Source organism: Capnocytophaga sp. H2931, from assembly GCF_002302535.1.
Classification (GTDB): domain Bacteria; phylum Bacteroidota; class Bacteroidia; order Flavobacteriales; family Flavobacteriaceae; genus Capnocytophaga; species Capnocytophaga canis.
Window position 1 is genome coordinate 1,853,993 of the sequence record NZ_CP022381.1, and the last position, 18,951, is coordinate 1,872,943.

Here is an 18,951-nt window from a genome sequence, read left to right on the forward strand (position 1 = left end):
TACGCATAGCGATGATAGAAACATGAACTAATAAGATTCAACCTATATGAAAAATCTTTTGCTAACATTTGTTTTTTTATGCACTGTTTGGGTAACACAGGCTCAGACCCCATGTATTGATAGTTTCACGGCAACACCTACTCCCGGATCGTGTTTTTCTGATGCAACTTTAAAGGTAGAATTACCTGCTGGTTGTACAGGAAGCTATTTGGCGGTTCTGACACCACCAGAAGGAACGGGAAACGTTGAATATCAACAATTGACGGGAACTCCTGCTTCCTACACCTTTAATGCTTTACGCGCTGGAACGTACACCGTAACAGTTATGGATCAGGATTCTGGTACACAAACTGCTCCTAAGATAGTTAACGTAACCAGCTCCTACGTGATAATGAACATTCAGGAGATTAAACAATCCCCTCCTACATGTTTAACTCAGAGAAACGGTAAAATCACATTTAGAATACCTACAGGAGGGACTGGTCCTTTTAGAGTGAGTGTTGAAGATCCTAACGGAAATGTTTTATATGCTCCCGAAGATTTTACACGACCTACGGGAAGCAATGTAATAAGCATCGAAGGGTCAGGCTCTAATTCCATCCCGTTAGGAAATGTAGTATTGGTAATAGAGGATTTGGCAGGAGATGTTGTACAATGTGGGGAAACACGCCGAATTCCGATGGTTATGACGGGGACAATAGTACAAAACTATGAATGCTTAGGGGTAGGAGTAAAACCTCAGAGTTTTGAAAGAGACCCTTCTGGAGTCTGTAAGTACAGAATGACGTACAGTTCTCATTTGCTTACGGGAGGTGGATACATCTACTCGAACTTAAGCGGTGCGGAAAGAACTGTACTTGACAACCTGATGAAACAGTCGGGTACTTTTGTGGTGGAGAACGTGACCAAAGGAACTATCAAGGATTTTTCATCCAGCTTTTCAGGGGGGTGGTACTACACAGATTATACCTTTGAAGAAAATGATGAAATTAAAGTGAGAGTACGAGTTAACATACCCACCGTACCGCCTATTTTTGAACGAGACGACCATTTCAAGTTTGAAGAAGTGACCCAACAAGCGGTTCCGCATCTTTCTTATAGTATCTCTCGAACTGCAGATTGTATACCTGTAGAGAAATTATATATTTATGTTAACAAATACAATGGATTCAGAACATACAACCACCTAATGTTCCCAACAGACAATAATAAACGAATGTCTTTCCACATAAGATGGGCGGTAAAAAATAATACCGATTTGATGAACCATGTAGATGTATATAAATTCGACGAAGGCACTAACACTTGGACAGGCCCTTTGACTACAGGCATCATAAAATCTAATAATCACATCGACGTAACAGCCCATGGAGCTGGGAAATACAAGGTGAAGTATAGGTTGAATGCTCACGAAGGTTGTTACCCTGACGCAGAAAAAGAAGTTGAGATTAAAGTCCCTCCCCTTCCTAAACCTCCATTAGAGAATACGATAAATGTTTTGCAGCCTGGTCTTGGTATTTATGAGGGTACAGGTTATATCTACAATCACTTTTATGGTAACAATATGAAACTGCGTTTGGCACGTACAGATGGTCAAACTTCTGTATCTTTCCAAACTAAATTACCATTAGAAACAGACACCTACACTCGCACTGTAAAATTCCCTATCGAATTTACAAACAATGGAGGGACACGCAGCATCGGTGATCTACCTCCTGGGGAATACATAGTAACCGTGACAGACGCTTGTGGAAATATAGCTTCGAAAACATTAACCGTTACAGGGCGTCTTCCAATAAAGTATCAGGAAACAATCACTAAGGATTGTCAATTAGGGACTTATACCTATAACTTTGATCGAAATGACCCTCTGACAAGAAACATGCAAGCAACACTACAGCGAAAAACAGTCAATGCATCAGGAGTTGTCACTTGGGTTTCTATGACAACAACTCATCCTCGTATTTCTGGATACACCAACACGTTTGTAAACATCCCTACAGGAGAATATCGAGTGGAGTTTTATAATTATTATTACACCTATATAGCTCCCAATGGTTCAAAAAGTTCTCATTCAGGTTATTCTTTCTTAGAAGAGGCGTTGAATGGAAATCCGTATTTCCACCATAGCTCATATGCACCAAACTTTAAGGATTACGCATATTTTGAAATTAAAGAACAAGAAATTATTGATCCAGACATTATTAGCTCATCTTGCGATGCTTCCACACCAGCATACGTGGCTGTAAACATCAATAATCCTCATGTTATTTCCTATCCATTGACCTATTCGTTGATAAACCCTATAACGAATGCTGTAGTAGCGTCACAAACATATTTGTCAGGAGGAACATCCCATGTGTTCTCCAACATTCCAACAGGGAAATACAAAGTGATTACGGCACATCGTTGTGGTTCAGTGCCGAAAGATGTAGAAGTGTTAGCAAATAACTTCTATCCTCCTCGGATGATTCCACTGGTAAACCGCCCCGATGTTTGTTCCCCTGCAAATGTTATTTTGAACTTCACGGGAATTGAATCTCTGTACGACATTCGTTGGTTCAAGCTAGATGAACAAGACAATCGAGTGGGTGGAGTATTACATACCGGACGTGTGTTCCTAACTACTGTAACTAAAACGACCACCTTTGAAGTGGAATATAACTTAAAACAATCCATAATTTGTAATCAAGGAGAAATCAAATCCTTGAGACGTACAATCACCATTCCACATGATGATGAGGCTCCTGTTGTGGCACCAATGCCTGACATCACACAAAGGCTACCTTTGGGACGATGTTTAGCTCCTGTTTCATGGACGGTATCGGCCACGGATAACTGTCCGCCTGTAACAGTAAGTAGTACGCATACTCCAGGAGATGAGTTTCCTTTGGGTGTAACTACCGTTACCTATACTTTTACAGATTTGTCAGGAAACACAACCACCCGTACTTTCTTGGTAACAGTTCTTTCGAACGCTTTGGATCTTAGTTTGACATCTCGTTATGTGAATGGTAGTAATACGCCTTTATCCGAATTATCTCCGACTTCTGATGCGTTCTTATATGAGATCCGCTACAGAAACAGTGGTGGTGAGCACATCACTACTGCTACGATGACTGTAGTGTTACCATCAAACAGCAATGTTACTTTAGACGGAAGCCCGATGCTAACAGCAGCCTCAATCGGAAGTTTTGTGCCTACATACACCTATGACACGGCGAGTCGTACCTACCAATTTGTCATTCCTGGCGAAACCTTACGACAAGCATCTGCTGAACGAATAATCCGTATTCCATTAAGAATCACTGGAGGTTGTGAACAAGCTATTAAACCATGCTTGGATCATCTGTTAGCAAATACTTCTGTAGTTTTTGGAGGTGGCCCTGCGGGTTGTAGTTTGGCTCCGCAAATGCGCACACACACAGCTACTATCAAAATTAACACCGACAGTTGTCAGCGTCAGGAATTATTCTGTGGTGAAGAGGTTGTTCTTACTTCAACGGAAGGCTTTGACAGTTATCAGTGGTACAAAAATGGTGTTGCAATTCCTGGAGCTAACACCGCCTCTTTAACAAGTAGCGGAGCGGGAATCTACAAAGTTATCAAAACCAACACTTGCAGCGGAATAACGGTAACTAACTCAGAAACTGTCAATTTAGTAGCTCCTGCTGTAGCCATTGACCCAATAAGAGCATTGGCAAACAATATCGGTATGGTGTGTTCGAACAACGGACTTTGGACGAGTTTATTTTTCTTGTGTGAATCGAATTCACGACTATTGACGGTGAGTTTCCAAAACACTAACTTTATATGGCAACGAGCCAATGGCTCCTGCCCAGCTCCATTCCAAGGATGTCCGTACTCCGATGAATCGTGCTGGGAGGATGTGAGTAGCAATAATTCATTCACAATCAGTTCCGCAGGAAAATATCGATTGAAAATCAAAGATGCTAACTGTAACACGAGTTACTATTTTGATGTGATAACCAATGGATTATCAGGAGATATTCCTTCGAATTTAGTAGGACATCAATCGGATTATTCACAAGGTTATTTTTCTGTTGTAATGAGTGCAACGGGGGTTAATTACAATATGAAACTCTACAAAGATAACGCTTTAGAAAGAGACATAACCACAGGCTCAAATAGCTATCAATTCACGAATTTAACAGCAGGGAATTACCGCATAGTGGTAACCTCTCCTCAAATTCAGGGGTGTAAATATGAAGATATCATCAAAATTGATAAGCGTACAGAGATGACCATGACAGCATCCTTTTTGGGGTGGACACAGTGTAATACTGCTCGTGTGCGATTTTCTGCCGAAGGAGGGAAACCTCCATATCGTTTCGCTATTTGGAGTATTAACGGAATTGAGCAACATGCCTCGGAGGAATTAGCCCTCCAAAATGCGGTAATCGCTACCTTACCTGAAAATCAAACTTTTATTGAAGCGGAAATTCCAAATATTACGCATGTAGGAGAGTATGTTTTTATCGCAGGTGACCAGCGTAATGGAGCTTTTGCTCTTTCAACACCTCCTTTACTTATAGAACCTCCTGTTCCACATAATTTTAAGCTAAATGTAAACCACATTCAGTGTGCATCAGCTCCGAATGAAGGGTCTATTTTATTAAACTTCCCTTCTCCGCAAAATAGAACCGTCCGATTGTATCGTTTGAATGCTGACTACACTCGCAACGGTGGAGCTATTCAACAAAACAGCACGGGTTCTTTCTTGAATTTACCTGTAGGCTTGTACGAAACGGAGGTTATCGCAACCATTTCGGGAACTACTTGTACGTATATCAACAAGCCTATCGAAATCAAACCGTCTGAAACTACTATCACGGCGTTCATCGGTATCGTTGCCGACAAAGATTGTGATAGCCGAACAGGAATTACAAGCAAACAGTACAAAATCGCTGTGAACAACGTAAGTGGCGGGGAAGCTCCGTACTATTACAGTTTCGATGGAGAGGCGAATTATTCCATTGACAATATTGGTTACATCAGTAACTCAATGCGAGTCTATGTGAAAGACAATAAAGGTTGTAGACAATGGTTTGATGTGGTAGTTGCCCCTGCGGAGGTGCCTACTATTGAGTTTAGCCCAATATCCTACCGCTGTGACAATGGTTACGGAGTGGTTACAGTGACTATGAGTGCTACCTCTTCCAACTCCTATGAGTATCGCGTAGGATCAACAGAAAACTATCAAACAGTGAGTGGTACTTCGTTTATGCTAACATTAGAACCAAACACACATTTGGTTCAGGTTCGTTATGTTACTCAATCGAATATAGCTTCTAAAAATCTGTTGTTCCAAGAGGATTTTGGTTCGGGTGCTGATATTTGTATGCCAAATATCAACAACTTGACTTGTCGTGAAAATCAAACGTTATTCGATGGAGAATATGCTATCACTCAACAAGTAGCTACCAATGCCAATTGGGTGAATCCAACACCTACTGATCCAACAGGTGGTAGATATTTGGCAGTGATGGGTAACGGAAATAATGAGATAATTTATAAAAAACGAATATCCGGATTCGTAACTAACACATCCGATGCTCACCTACAATTTGATGTGCGTAGCTTACTTCTAAATACGGGAACAAATGCCAATTTATATGTAGAATTACGAACCACCACAGGGGTCGTTCTCAGCAGTCAGCATGTTGGAAATGGAAACATTCCTCACGGAGGCAATTGGGAAACACATAAGGTAACTTTTCCAAAAAACACAATTAAAGAAAATACCTTAGAAGTGGTAATCATCAATAAAGCAAATAGCTCGGTAGGAAACTTGGGGAATGATGTTGCTATTGACAATATTGAGGTGTGGCAAGATACTCAACACTGTGAAGCTATGGTTTCTAAGCCGATAACTATCGAAAAGAATAAACAGTTATATATTGAAAAAATAGCTGAAACTAACGTAAGATGTAAAGGAAGTTCGGACGGAACTTTGACCATTAAGGTCAATAATCCTCCTGCATCACGCGTGATTGAATATGCTATCGGCAGTCAAGTTTCTTGGACAACGGTAACTTTAACGACAACTAACAACACTTTCGTAGCTACAGGTTTACCTGTGACAACCAACGGTGTGATTTTCGTTAGAGACGCCAATCAGCCTTCTTGTATGGTAGATTTCACTCCATACACTATTGGCGATGCAATTCCTATTGTAGTAAAGGCTGAAGTCGTTAAAAAAGTCACTTGTGGAGCTATTCCAGGGGCTACCGTCCTTGTTACAGCAACGGGTGGAAATCCTTCATCGTATAACTATCAATTAGGCCCAACGGCTTTCACTTCTAACAATCAATTTGTGAACATATCAGCAGGGACTTACACTGTAACAGTTCGTGATGGTAATGGCTGTGAGGAGTCTATTTCTTTGGTAATAGAAGACAAAAAACCTTTAACCATTACTGCTGAAACCATCTATTGTTATGATGGAATCGGAAACGGAAGTGTACGTATCTCTGTAACCGAAGGAAATGAAGGTTATCGCTTCCAGCGTGTGGGAGATGCTAATATGTACACATCTGTTGATGATTCGTATCTATTTACAGGACTAAGCGTTGGAAACCATACCTTTACCGTCACAGACAATGCGGGATGTTCAGCTACTGTGATAGCTACCGTTTATCCACCTATGCGTTTGCAAGTGACTGAAAACAATCAATATATAGGTTGTACTACAGGAGCTACCGTAACCTTTACACTGACGGCTATGGGAGGTGATCCTTTAGCTACGAAAGAATTTAGAGTTAGCAATGATGGGGGAGCTACATATACAAATTTTGCCTCTGCAACCTCTAATGCTACATACAGCACTTCTACACCAGGAGACTATCGATTTATGGTAATTTATTTCCCGAATGGTGAAGCCTGCGAAGCTATCGTAGAGAGAAAGGTTATTTACGACCCTCCGCGATTCTTAAATCCAAGCGTTACAACCCAAGAGGCGTTCTGTGGACAAAACAATGGAGCAATCATCGTTAAACCAAGTGATTTTTACTCGTCTACAGCTTCCAACACTGTAAATGTGTTTAAATTGGATGCCACAGGAAATCGGATATTACCAGCGGTAACCCCAACAGCTTTGGCCATTGGAAGTTATCTAGTAGAAATTACTGATGATAGAGGCTGTGTGGTAACCACCACAGTAACCGTCCCAGGAGTGGAAGCCATGACAGCAACAGCGACTCAAATTACCCCAATCAGTTGTAGAGAAACAGGAGGATTGAAATTAGCGGAATGGCAAGTGTCTGTCAATAGTGGTGGCAGACCTCCGTTTACTGTGAAGGTTGAAAGCACCTCAAATGGTTACTCACAAACAAGAATTTTGACCTCTCATTCAACAAGTACGTTCAATGGATTGGATTTCGGACAATACAACGCTATTGTTACTGACCTTAACGGCTGTGAAGTTACCATACCTTTTGATGTATTGGCAAATGCGAATTTTATCCTTACCACTCAAGTTGCAACACCTACCGCGTGTGCAACTACGGGAACGGTGAGTGTTACCGCATTCACTACTATTACAGGAGGTTTGGAAAATGCTACACAGGGTTATTGGTTTGCTATTTACCAACCAGGTATTGAAAACATGTTACCTACAACGTTTACAGGAAGTATTCAAACCGTAACTCACGGAACACGACAGACAGTATGGCACAAACATACAGCCCAAACAGTTAGTGGGTCAGTGACTACATCTGCAGGAATAACTTTCACAGGATTGGTGCCAGGGGTTGAGTACACCTTTACGATGTACAACAGTGGCACGAGATGTTATTATACACAGCGGGCAACCATCCCTGTACCGACTTTCTCAACATTGACTTCTACCATTACGGCAACTAAGCCTACAAGGTGTAGTAGTGCCAATGATGGAAGTGTAACGTTCACTGCATCAGGAACGCAAACTTCAACGACTTTCATTAACGCTCAAGTATATAATTACATCGGCAATACGGAAGTTACTGGAGCTACACAGACATTTGTACCAGGAAGTACTGCTACAATATTTAATTTACCTGCAGGAAGATATTATATTGTGTTTACAGAACAAGATAATTCAGGAAATGACACTTGCGTAAACGCTTCCAAAGATTTTACCATAGAGAAAGCCACAGCAGAACTGTCTGTATCAGCGACAACGATAGTAAATGCAACTTGTAGTAACGACGGTTTAGTTCGTTTGAGCTTCAACGGAGGAAAAGCTCCTTACAAGTATGACATTGTGACGGGAAGTGCTGTACCGACATATCCGTTGAACACTCACGCAACTACGGTAGTTATTCCTCAGGGAACTGCCATATGGACGGTCTATGTGCGTGACGATTACGGCTGTACGAAAAGCACCACCGTATTCGTACCGAAAGATGAAGAACCTCAGATTGGAACTACCAACGTAATGTTCTGTAGTACAGACCCGAATACGTTGGAAACTCCTGTACGCATCACCATGAACCAGTTGGGAGTAGGAAACCATTTCTATACACTTCAGACAAGTTCTGGCGTAAAACCAGCAGAAAACATCACTTGGGATGCCTCAGGAAAAGCGTTCTCATTGAACTTAGAGGCTGGTTCTTACACCATCACCATACGCGATGGTAATAGCTGTAGCTCAACGACTACCTTCGTGGTAAATGAATTGATTCAGTACACAGCGAACATAAGCAGTGTGGTTACTTGTAGAACAACCGTTCCTACGGTAGAAATTAGCGTAAGCACTCCAACAGGCGGTACTGGTACGTATTCCTACATCTTGGAGCAAATCGAAGAAAAAGGAACTGCAAGTGAAACAGTTACGGTAGTGTTGGCAGGAGCTTATATACCTACGATTACTCTGTTGAATCCTACATATGGAGATTATCGTATAGCGGTATATGATGCAAACACCGTTGGATGCCCTGTTTATAAGGATTTACAAGTTCAAGAGCCGATAACACCGAATGTTGCTGATGCAACCTTGGTAGCCACGCCACTCACTTGCGACCCAAATGTAGGCGAAATTATCATAAGTATGCCAAACTCAGACCCGGCAGGATTTACGTTTACCATTGTTCGCATGGAAGACTTAACCCCTGGAGGTGTCGTAGCCACTACGACTACAGCTCCAAGCACAACAGACAATTACACCGCTGACTTCACAGGATTGAGAGGTACGGTGGCAGGAGTACGCTACACCATTCGTGTAATGTCAAATGACAACCATTGTCAAGCGGAAAGGTCTATCACACTGACCGCTCCAGAGCCATTGACTTTACAAAATGGAGCTATCACAGCAAGTGCATACACCTGTGGAGGCAACGGACGAATGAATCCTGCAACACTGACTTTTGATATGACAAAAGTGAAAGGAGGAACATCTCCATATCAGGCAACTTTCTACGACGTTACAACTAACGCTGCCTTAGGTAACGGAAACTCTTACACTCTACCTGATTTGAACGGAGGGACATTCTATATGATGATAACCGATCAAAACGGATGTACAGTGTCAAGCACAACTCCTGTGACTGTGACTCCTACATTTAGCTTAGAAGCTATTACCGTAACTATCACACAAAGCATTACTTGTAGTCGTGATGAACAGATTGGTGTTGAAGTGTCCGTGTTACCAAGCTATTTGGGAACTAACTTAAACTATATCTTAAGAAACATAGATACAGAAACGGTTGTAACACAAACTACAATCACTTCAACTTCGCATACATTCGTAGGTTTAGGTATGGGTAACTATGAAATTAAGGTTGTCAACCTAAGTACAGGTTGTGAATTGACTTCCACCCACCGAGTGGACAATCCTAATACCTTTGAAGTAATGGCTGAAAATATCGTCCGTCCAACATGTTACGGTGATTCGGGTAGCGTTTCTTTACGTTTCGTAGATGTAGCCTTAGGAAATGGCAATCAAGCCATCGATGGATTTACATACACTATTACGTCGGTAATAAATTCAACCGAAGTGTACACTGGTACTATGACCACAGATACTACAGGTATTATCAACCTAAAATCTGGAGCGTATGAAGTAATTGCTAAATCATTATTGAATGACTGTGAAACATCACCAATTCGCTTAGTGATTCCACAAAGTCCTCCAAAAATTGAAATTCAAGCCAATGAAACCTATGGAGTTACCTGCGACAATAACAAAGGTGAAGTGTTGGTAACTATCAAAGGAGGAGAAGCTCCGTTTGAGGTAACATTAACTGGTGGTGGAGCTCCAATCACTAAAACGGGTGTGGTTCAGTATGCTCTATTCACTGGATTGAGTGCCGATAATTATACCATCTCTGTAACGGATGCTGTAGGGTGTACGACGTTTACTGGAACAACTTCCTTGACGTTGCTACAACCAAATAGCGTCTCAGCTACCATATCTGTAACACACATTACGTGTATTGGAGACCAGAATGGAATCATTACCGTTAACGCCAGTGGAGGATCGGGAGAGGGAACATACTATTATGCTCTTTACAAGGATAATACACTTTATCGAGAACCTCAGACTTCGAATGTTTTCACAGATTTAGGTGAAGCTACTTACTTCGTTGAAATCATCGATGCGTGGAATTGTGGTATCAGGACATCTCCAGTGAACATTTATGAACCAAGTCCAATGAATGTAGAAATCATCCGTGGAAGCTCTAGATTCTCCGTATGCCATGGAGAAGAAAATGCGTATGTGAGAGTCAAAGTTATCGGAGGAGGAACAGCTCCATATCGAGTTTCGGTAGTCCACAAAGGCAGTTTTGTTGAAGTGGGAAGCTATTCCAACGTGAGTCCTGGTACAGAATTGGAATTTAAAAATAACAACATAGGTCCAGGAAACTACGAGATTCGAATGACCGATGCCAACGAATGTTTGATGCAAAATACGGTGTCTTTCACGGTGGTAGAGTTTCCTGATTTGACTATACGACACGTGGAACAACAAGGTACATGTATCGACAACCAATATTCTGACTATCTGGAAGTTGGATTTGCTATTGAGTTGGATTTCTCTAAGTTGTACTACACTCTGAATGGTTCTTCTACAAAAAATACGTTCTCAAACACCACACGTTTTGCTGGACGTATCTATGACTTTGACAGAACCATTAAAAAGCAACAGATTACAGTGTACTATGAAGATACTGTTTTAGGACTCTCTGAAAGTTGTAGCATTACAGCTGATCCTTTTACGGTTTACAACGTGCTACCTTTAACATTGGAAAGAGTAACGGACATGAGGCTGAATACCATTGAGGTTATTGCGGAACAAGGAACTCCTCAGTACACTTTCTATTTCAATGGAAAAGAACAAGGGAAAAATTCCGTGTATGTGATGAATATAAACGACCCTCAACGCATTGAAGATGGTAAGATAATCAAAATTATTGAAGTAATGGTTCAAGATTCCGCTGGATGTACTAGAACGATGACCATAGAGCAAGAATATTTCGACATCACCATTCCGAACTATTTCACCCCCGATGGAGATGGAATAAACGATTCTTGGAAACCTCGAAATATGGAAAATTTTGCAAATTCAAATGTACATATATACGACCGATACGGACGAAGAATCAAAACGTTACAATTTGTAAATGGAGTTCTTGATGAATGGGACGGAAACTATAACCATAAACCAGTACCTTCGGGGGACTACTGGTACATCATCGAAATAAATCGCCAAGATGATAACCGTCGATTTATGGGACACTTTACCTTGTATCGATAAGATCAATGGTTTCTACAACAGATTGTAAGATATTGTGACTCTTACAACATCTCTGTGGTAAGTGTAGAGCGAATTTATTAGATAAACAAAAAGGAGGTAATTTATATCAACATTTAAGACATAATTCAAAAGATTTTGATTCTTTTTGAAAGAGGATTGTATATACGGTATATTGCTGAAATATAATAAGTTATTATTGAAAAATGTTGTTAGTTTTGGGTAAATCTGCACCGATAATTAGGAGCTTTTGCTTCTGTTTTTCAAAGAAACTTGAAAATGGGAATATCCTATAATCTGTGTAAGAAAAAGTTATTCTGATTTTTTTTGGAGCTTTTACAAGCACTTTAAAAAAATCAGAATAACTTTTTGACTATTTTTAGCCCAAATTACGCGATAGGAATTTGGATTAAATAACCATAAACAGCATTTTCACATTTGAATGCTCAAAAGTTAGTACAAAATAAAAAGCCATCCTTTAAGGACAGCTTTTTAAAACGAAATAATATCTTTTGTTAAACGTTTTTTATTTTACTTTTTCAACAATAGCTTTGAAAGCCTCTGGATGGTTCATTGCCAAATCGGCAAGAACTTTACGATTCAACTCAATGCTGTTTGCTTTCAATTTCCCCATAAATTGAGAGTACGACAATCCGTGAAGTCTTGCTCCTGCGTTGATACGTACAATCCACAAAGCACGGAATGTTCTCTTTTTATTACGGCGGTCTCTGTAAGCGTACTGCATTGCTTTCTCAACAGCATTCTTAGCTACCGTCCAAACGTTTTTTCTACGACCAAAGAAACCTTTGGCTTGCTTCATTATTTTTTTTCTGCGAGCTCTACGAGCTACTGCGTTTACTGATCTTGGCATAAATGTTAATTATTTTTTGTAGTAGGTGGTCATTTTCAGACACTTCGTTTTACCTAACTCCATGGTTATTAATTCCCTTTTTGAGCTAAAAGTCTTTCACTTTGAATTACTCAGATGTTAAAAGAACAATTATTTCAAACCTAATTGTCTTTTCACACTTGCTTCATCATTTGGATGAACCAATGTTGTGTGTGTTAATTTCAACTTACGTTTAGTCGATTTTTTAGTCAAAATGTGACTTTTGTAAGCGTGCTTTCTTTTAATTTTACCAGAGCCTGTTACTTGAAAGCGTTTTTTAGCCCCTGATTTAGTTTTAATTTTTGGCATCTTGCTTTTGATTTTTGCGATATTATTTCGTTTTTATTGTTTGATGTTTTCTGCAAAACGGGTGCAAAACTACAACATTATTTTTTCTTAGGCAAGGGTGCAAGGAACATTGTCATGCGTTTTCCTTCCAACTTTGGCATTTGTTCCACTTTTCCGAACTCTTCCAAGTCGGTTGCAAGACGCAATAGCAAAATTTCACCTTGGTCTTTGTAAATTATTGAACGTCCTTTGAAGAAAACATACGCTTTCACTTTAGCACCTTCTTTCAAGAATTTTTCGCCGTGTTTTTTCTTAAACTCATAATCGTGCTCATCCGTTTGAGGTCCAAAACGAATTTCCTTGATAACTACTTTTGTGGCCTTTGCCTTAATTTCTTTTTCACGTTTCTTCTGTTCGTAAAGGAATTTTTTGTAATCGATTACTTTACAAACAGGAGGTGTTGCATTTGGCGAGATTTCTACCAAATCCAACTCTAATTCATCTGCAATTTCTAATGCTTTGCGAGTGGGATATATGCCTACTTCGACATTTTCCCCGACCAAACGAACCTCCGGCACACGAATCTCGTTATTAATTCGGTGTGGTTGTTTGTCATCTCTACCTGGAGTGTTTACCTTCTTGTTAATAATCTTCCTGATTTTTAATTAATACTATTTTTAACTCAAAGAATAATAAATTAGCACCTACAGAAGTGATTATGTACTAGTATTGATAGTGTAGTTTCCAAAATAAATCAGATAATCAACTGTATATCAATAGTTTTACTTCTATTTCGCTATAAGCTATTCTCTTATTTAAACGACTTTATACTTTTTCCAATTTCAGTTTCAACAATCTTAACGAAAGCATCTACAGAAAGTGTTCCTAAACTTTCGCCTCCATGTTTTCTTACAGAAACTGTGGCTTCTTTTTCCTCATTTTCCCCTACAATTAACATATAAGGTATCTTTTGCGTCTCTGCTTCGCGGATTTTTTTACCAATCGTTTCATTACGATTGTCTACCAAAGTGCGAATATCGAAATTTTCTAATAATTTCAAAACTTTTTGAGCATAATTTTCATATTTCTCGCTAAGGGAAAGTATAATAGCTTGATTCGGCATTAACCAAAGTGGGAAGTTACCTGCCGTATGCTCCAACAAAATCGCCACAAAACGCTCCATACTTCCGAAAGGAGCTCGGTGTATCATAACAGGTCTATGTAGTTCATTGTCAGAACCTTTATACCACAAATCGAAACGCTCTGGCAGATTGTAATCCACTTGGATTGTCCCGAGCTGCCAATTTCTTCCCAAAGCATCTTTCACCATAAAGTCTAATTTAGGTCCGTAGAAAGCCGCTTCGCCCGTTTCAATCACATAATTCAATCCTTTTTCTTTGGCAGCGTTGATAATAGCCTGTTCTGCTTTTTGCCAATTTTCATCGGAACCTATATATTTAGTCGGATTTTCAGGGTCACGCAACGAAACTTGCGCTGTAAAATTCTCAAAACCAAGCGAACCAAATACATACAACACCAAATCAATCACGTTTTTAAACTCTTGATCTAACTGCTCAGGAGTACAGAATATGTGAGCATCGTCTTGAGTGAAGCAACGCACACGAGTAAGTCCGTGAAGTTCACCACTTTGCTCGTAGCGATACACCGTTCCAAATTCGGCAAAACGCTTCGGCAAATCACGATAACTCCAAGGTTTTGAGTTATAAATTTCGCAGTGATGCGGACAGTTCATCGGTTTTAGTAGGTACTCTTCACCTTCGTTAGGTGTTGCAATGGGTTGGAAACTATCTTTGCCATATTTTTCCCAATGTCCTGAAGTTACATACAAATCTTTATGTCCGATATGTGGAGACACAACCTGCTCGTATCCAGCTTGTTTTTGTGCTTTCCGCAAGAATTGTTCTAAACGCTCACGAAGTGCTGCTCCTTTGGGTAACCACAACGGAAGCCCTTGCCCAACCTTATTTGAAAAGGTAAACAACTCTAACTCTTTGCCTAACTTTCTGTGGTCTCGTTTTTTAGCTTCTTCCAAAAGGGCTAAATATTCCGTCAAATCTTTCTGTTTTGGGAACGAAATTCCGTAAACACGTGTTAGCTGTTTGTTTTTTTCATCACCTCGCCAATACGCTCCTGCGATACTCAATATTTTTACCGCTTTCACAAAACCTGTATTAGGCAAATGCCCTCCACGACAAAGATCGGTAAAGGTGCTGTGATCACAGAAAGTGATTGAACCATCCTCTAAATTTTCTATCAATTCTGTTTTGTACGGATTGTTTTTGTAAAAATCCAATGCCTCCTTTTTACTTACGGAACGCATTGAAAATAAATGCTTTCCTTTGGCGATTTCGAGCATTTTTTTCTCAATTTCTGGAATATCTTTTTCAGAAAAACTATGTTGTCCGAAGTCTACATCATAATAGAATCCATTATCAATAGCAGGGCCTATCGTTAGTTTAATATCTGAGTATGTTTCTTCCAAAGCCTGTGCTAAAATGTGGGCTGAGGAATGCCAGAAAGTTTTCTTTCCTTCGGTATCATTCCAGGTATATAAAATTAGACTTCCGTCGGTGGTCAAAGGCGTGGTAGTCTCAACCACTTTTCCGTCGTAACTTGCTGACAACACGTTTCTTGCCAAGCCCTCACTAATGCTGAGAGCCACTTCATAAGGAGTTATGCCCTTGTTAAACTCTTTAACTGAACCGTCGGGTAGTGTAACTTTGATCATATAATTTACTTATTTAAAGCGACAAATGTAAAAAAATAAAACGAAAAATGAAAAAATTAACGCATATTCTATTAGTGAGAATCGATTTTCATCAACTTTTGTGAGTTTTGATACACAGCTGCTTGTTAATACAGAAGACGTTATTTAGTGCTGTCATAGCAGATAACAAGATATAAAAAATGTTAAATAAAACCTCTTTGTCTTAGAAAAACTGAAACGAATTTCTTAAATCATTACAAATCTAATTATTTTATAAGATTTTTAACACTTAAGACAAATATTTTTACTACCTTGCGAGGCACAAAATACGAGGTATAACATATGGAAAATAATACTACTGTCGACATACGACAAATTAATGAGCGAATTGAAAATGAAAGCCTTTTTGTAGATTCACTCACGCGAGAGATGAATAAAGTAATCGTTGGGCAACGACATATGGTTGATGCTTTGCTCATCGGATTGTTAGGACAAGGACATATCCTTTTGGAAGGAGTTCCAGGCTTAGCGAAAACACTATCAATAAACACTTTAGCTAAGGCTGTACATGGATCCTTCAGTCGCATTCAGTTTACCCCTGATTTACTCCCTGCTGACGTGGTAGGAACGATGACCTACAACATCAAGCAAAATGAATTTTCTATCAAAAAGGGGCCTATATTTGCTAACTTTATTCTTGCGGATGAAATAAACAGAGCTCCTGCCAAAGTGCAATCTGCACTACTGGAAGCGATGCAGGAAAAACAAGTTACTATCGGCGATAATACTTTTGTCCTCGACAAACCTTTCATGGTAATGGCTACACAGAACCCTGTAGAACAAGAAGGTACATATCCTTTACCAGAGGCTCAAGTGGATCGTTTCATGCTCAAAGCTGTGATTGACTACCCAAAACTGGATGAAGAGCAATTCATTATGCGTAACAACTTATCAGGCCAACAAGAGGTAGTAAATCAAGTAGTTAGCCTAGATCAAATTCGCAGAGCTCAGCAAGTGGTTCGTGAAGTGTATATGGATGAAAAAATTGAAAAATATATTTTGGATATTATTTTTGCCACACGCTATCCTGAAAAATATAATTTAGCTGATTTAAAACCTCTTATAAAATTTGGAGCTTCGCCTCGTGGAAGTATCAATTTAGCAACTGCTGCCAAGTGTCATGCTTTTATCAAACGACGTGGTTATGTGATTCCTGAGGACGTACGTGCTGTTATTTATGATGTGTTGCGTCATCGTATTGGAATTACATATGAAGCAGAAGCAGAAAATGTTACTTCCGTTGAGATTATCAACAAAATCGTAAACACAGTAGAAGTTCCTTAGAGCTGTTGTTTTTACATTTAAAATTATTACTTTTTTGATTATGAAACGATTTGTCGTCTTGTCTTTTTTTGTTGTTTTTATTCTCAATGGATATACACAAGAACGAAAATACTCGCATTTTTACGAGCAACGGTCAGATTTGTTTGAAAAGCTACCTGTAACCTCAGAAGATATTGTTTTCATAGGAAATAGCATAACTAACGGAGGTGAATGGAGTGAGTTATTCCCTGAGAAAAAAGTGAAAAACAGAGGTATCAGTGCAGATACGACCGAAGGAGTTTATGAGCGTTTAGATTATATCGTAAAGGCTAAACCTGCTAAAATATTTTTGATGATAGGAGTGAATGACATCGCCCGAGGTTTTGAGGTAAAAACCATCGTCGATAATATGAAGAAAATTGTACAAAAAATACAACAAGAATCTCCCACAACAAAGATTCATATTCAGAGTTTATTGCCTGTAAATCCTGATTTCGGCACATTCAAAAATCATATGAGACCAGAAGTAATAAAGCATATCAACCAAAGGTATAAACTTATTGCTGAAGAATATGGAGCTATGTACATTGACCTATACCCATATTTTGTGGAAAAAGGAACCGATAAATTGGCAGCCAAATACACCAATGATGGTTTGCACTTAATGGCAGAGGGGTATTTTCAATGGAGAGATATTTTACACCCGTATTTGTGAACCTGAATTCATTTATTATTAGATGGGAAATGAAAAAAAAAAGAAATACAAGGATATAAAATCAATTCAAAACCGATTAGCATCAATGCAATATATCAACGTTTTAACAGATGCAAATGGTAGCTGTAGGATATTTTATGTCTTTTTTTAGTTTTTGCAACATCTTGTAAGAAGAATCTACGTGAGGATTACGTAGTTCAGAATACACAAAGGGTAGCAAAATGATAGACGAAATAACTGGTTAAAAAAACAAGATTTTAACACTGTTTTTACTGATTTTCTAAATTCAGATTTATAAATGATACTAAAAGGGAAGTTACTTGATTAGGCAATTTTTACAGATAAAACCTATGTTTAACGCCTGGTTTGAAAGTATTTAACTGAAAAAATGGACACAAAAGAAATATTAAAAAAGGTACGAAAAGTAGAAATTAAAACCCGCCGATTGAGTGATAACATCTTCGGAGGGGAATATCATTCTACGTTTAAAGGACGTGGGATGACTTTCTCGGAGGTGCGTCCATACCAATATGGTGATGATATCCGCAATATCGACTGGAACGTAACGGCTCGTTATAACGAACCTTTCGTAAAAGTTTTTGAAGAGGAGCGTGAACTGACGCTAATGCTAATGGTTGATGTTAGTGGTAGTGAACTCTTCGGGACGATGAACCAATTCAAAAGCGAAATCATCACTGAAATAGCTGCAACTTTAGCGTTTTCGGCCTTGCAAAACAATGATAAAACAGGATTAATTCTTTTTTCTGACACAGTAGAACTTTACATTCCTCCGAAAAAAGGAAAATCACACGTACTGAGAATAATACGCGAACTGATTGAATTTCAACCAAAAAGCAAGAAAACAAACATTTCCAAAGCCTTGGAATTTCTAAGTCAGGTACTGAAAAAGAAAGCAATCGTATTTATACTTTCTGACTTTATGGATAAAGGGTACGAAAAACCTATTCAGATTGCGGCTAAAAAGCACGATGTAACAGGCATCCGCATTTATGACCAAAAGGAAACTACTTTACCAAACTTGGGATACATCACTGTGAAAGATGCAGAAACAGGCGAACTGATACTGGTGAACACGGCTTCAAAATCGGCTCGGATGCAGTATGAAAAGTATTACAGAGAAAATGTTGCTTATTACGAAAATTTGTTACAAAAGTCAGGAGCTGGAACTGTAAGTTGCCGATGTGATGAGAGTTACACTCAAAAGTTATTAGGTTATTTTAAACGAAGAGGATAAA

The 18,951-nt window shown here is 39.2% G+C and carries 8 protein-coding genes; 4 read left to right on the top strand and 4 right to left on the bottom strand.

From position 1 onward, the window contains the following. The first annotated feature begins 46 nt into the window (after nucleotides 1-46). Nucleotides 47-11,755 carry a T9SS type B sorting domain-containing protein gene (locus CGC52_RS07955; RefSeq protein ID WP_095894036.1) on the top strand — a complete coding sequence of 3,903 codons (11,709 nt, stop codon included), beginning with the start codon at nucleotides 47-49 and terminating at the stop codon, nucleotides 11,753-11,755. Nucleotides 11,756-12,278: 523 nt separating this feature from the next. Here CGC52_RS07955 and rplT read toward each other — a convergent pair. From rplT to thrS, 4 genes are all read right to left on the bottom strand, one after another. Further along, nucleotides 12,279-12,623, bottom strand: coding sequence for a 50S ribosomal protein L20 (gene rplT / locus CGC52_RS07960; protein ID WP_042008651.1), 345 nt, complete (start codon nucleotides 12,621-12,623; stop codon nucleotides 12,279-12,281). A gap of 129 nt (nucleotides 12,624-12,752) precedes the next feature. Further along, nucleotides 12,753-12,950: a 50S ribosomal protein L35 gene (rpmI, locus tag CGC52_RS07965; protein WP_042008648.1), complete on the bottom strand. Its 198-nt coding sequence runs from the start codon at nucleotides 12,948-12,950 to the stop codon at nucleotides 12,753-12,755. A 77-nt stretch (nucleotides 12,951-13,027) separates the two neighbouring features. Beyond that, the gene (gene infC, locus CGC52_RS07970) at nucleotides 13,028-13,525 is read right to left on the bottom strand and encodes a translation initiation factor IF-3 (RefSeq protein ID WP_212895895.1); all 498 of its coding nucleotides are present in this window, start codon (nucleotides 13,523-13,525) and stop codon (nucleotides 13,028-13,030) included. A 215-nt stretch (nucleotides 13,526-13,740) separates the two neighbouring features. Beyond that, nucleotides 13,741-15,678: a threonine--tRNA ligase gene (gene thrS, locus CGC52_RS07975; protein WP_095894037.1), complete on the bottom strand. Its 1,938-nt coding sequence runs from the start codon at nucleotides 15,676-15,678 to the stop codon at nucleotides 13,741-13,743. Nucleotides 15,679-15,999: 321 nt separating this feature from the next. Between thrS and CGC52_RS07980 the strand changes: the two genes are divergently transcribed. From CGC52_RS07980 to CGC52_RS07990, 3 genes are all read left to right on the top strand, one after another. Continuing rightward, complete coding sequence (locus CGC52_RS07980) at nucleotides 16,000-17,001, top strand: MoxR family ATPase (RefSeq protein WP_042008642.1); 1,002 nt, start codon at nucleotides 16,000-16,002, stop codon at nucleotides 16,999-17,001. Nucleotides 17,002-17,041: 40 nt separating this feature from the next. Then, a complete protein-coding gene (locus CGC52_RS07985) occupies nucleotides 17,042-17,695 on the top strand; it encodes an SGNH/GDSL hydrolase family protein (protein WP_095894038.1) in 654 nt (217 codons plus the stop codon). Nucleotides 17,696-18,083: 388 nt separating this feature from the next. Further along, nucleotides 18,084-18,950 (top strand): DUF58 domain-containing protein, encoded by an 867-nt coding sequence (locus tag CGC52_RS07990; protein ID WP_042008638.1) that lies wholly within the window; start codon nucleotides 18,084-18,086, stop codon nucleotides 18,948-18,950. Nucleotide 18,951 lies beyond the last annotated feature (1 nt).

Bases quoted from the DNA above. Each gene is read 5' to 3' on its own strand.
- rpmI (WP_042008648.1), bottom strand. From the start codon at position 12,950: ATGCCAAAAATTAAAACTAAATCAGGGGCTAAAAAACGCTTTCAAGTA.
- CGC52_RS07990 (WP_042008638.1), top strand. From the start codon at position 18,084: ATGGACACAAAAGAAATATTAAAAAAGGTACGAAAAGTAGAAATTAAA.
- rplT (WP_042008651.1), bottom strand. From the start codon at position 12,623: ATGCCAAGATCAGTAAACGCAGTAGCTCGTAGAGCTCGCAGAAAAAAA.
- thrS (WP_095894037.1), bottom strand. From the start codon at position 15,678: ATGATCAAAGTTACACTACCCGACGGTTCAGTTAAAGAGTTTAACAAG.
- CGC52_RS07985 (WP_095894038.1), top strand. From the start codon at position 17,042: ATGAAACGATTTGTCGTCTTGTCTTTTTTTGTTGTTTTTATTCTCAAT.
- CGC52_RS07980 (WP_042008642.1), top strand. From the start codon at position 16,000: ATGGAAAATAATACTACTGTCGACATACGACAAATTAATGAGCGAATT.
- CGC52_RS07955 (WP_095894036.1), top strand. From the start codon at position 47: ATGAAAAATCTTTTGCTAACATTTGTTTTTTTATGCACTGTTTGGGTA.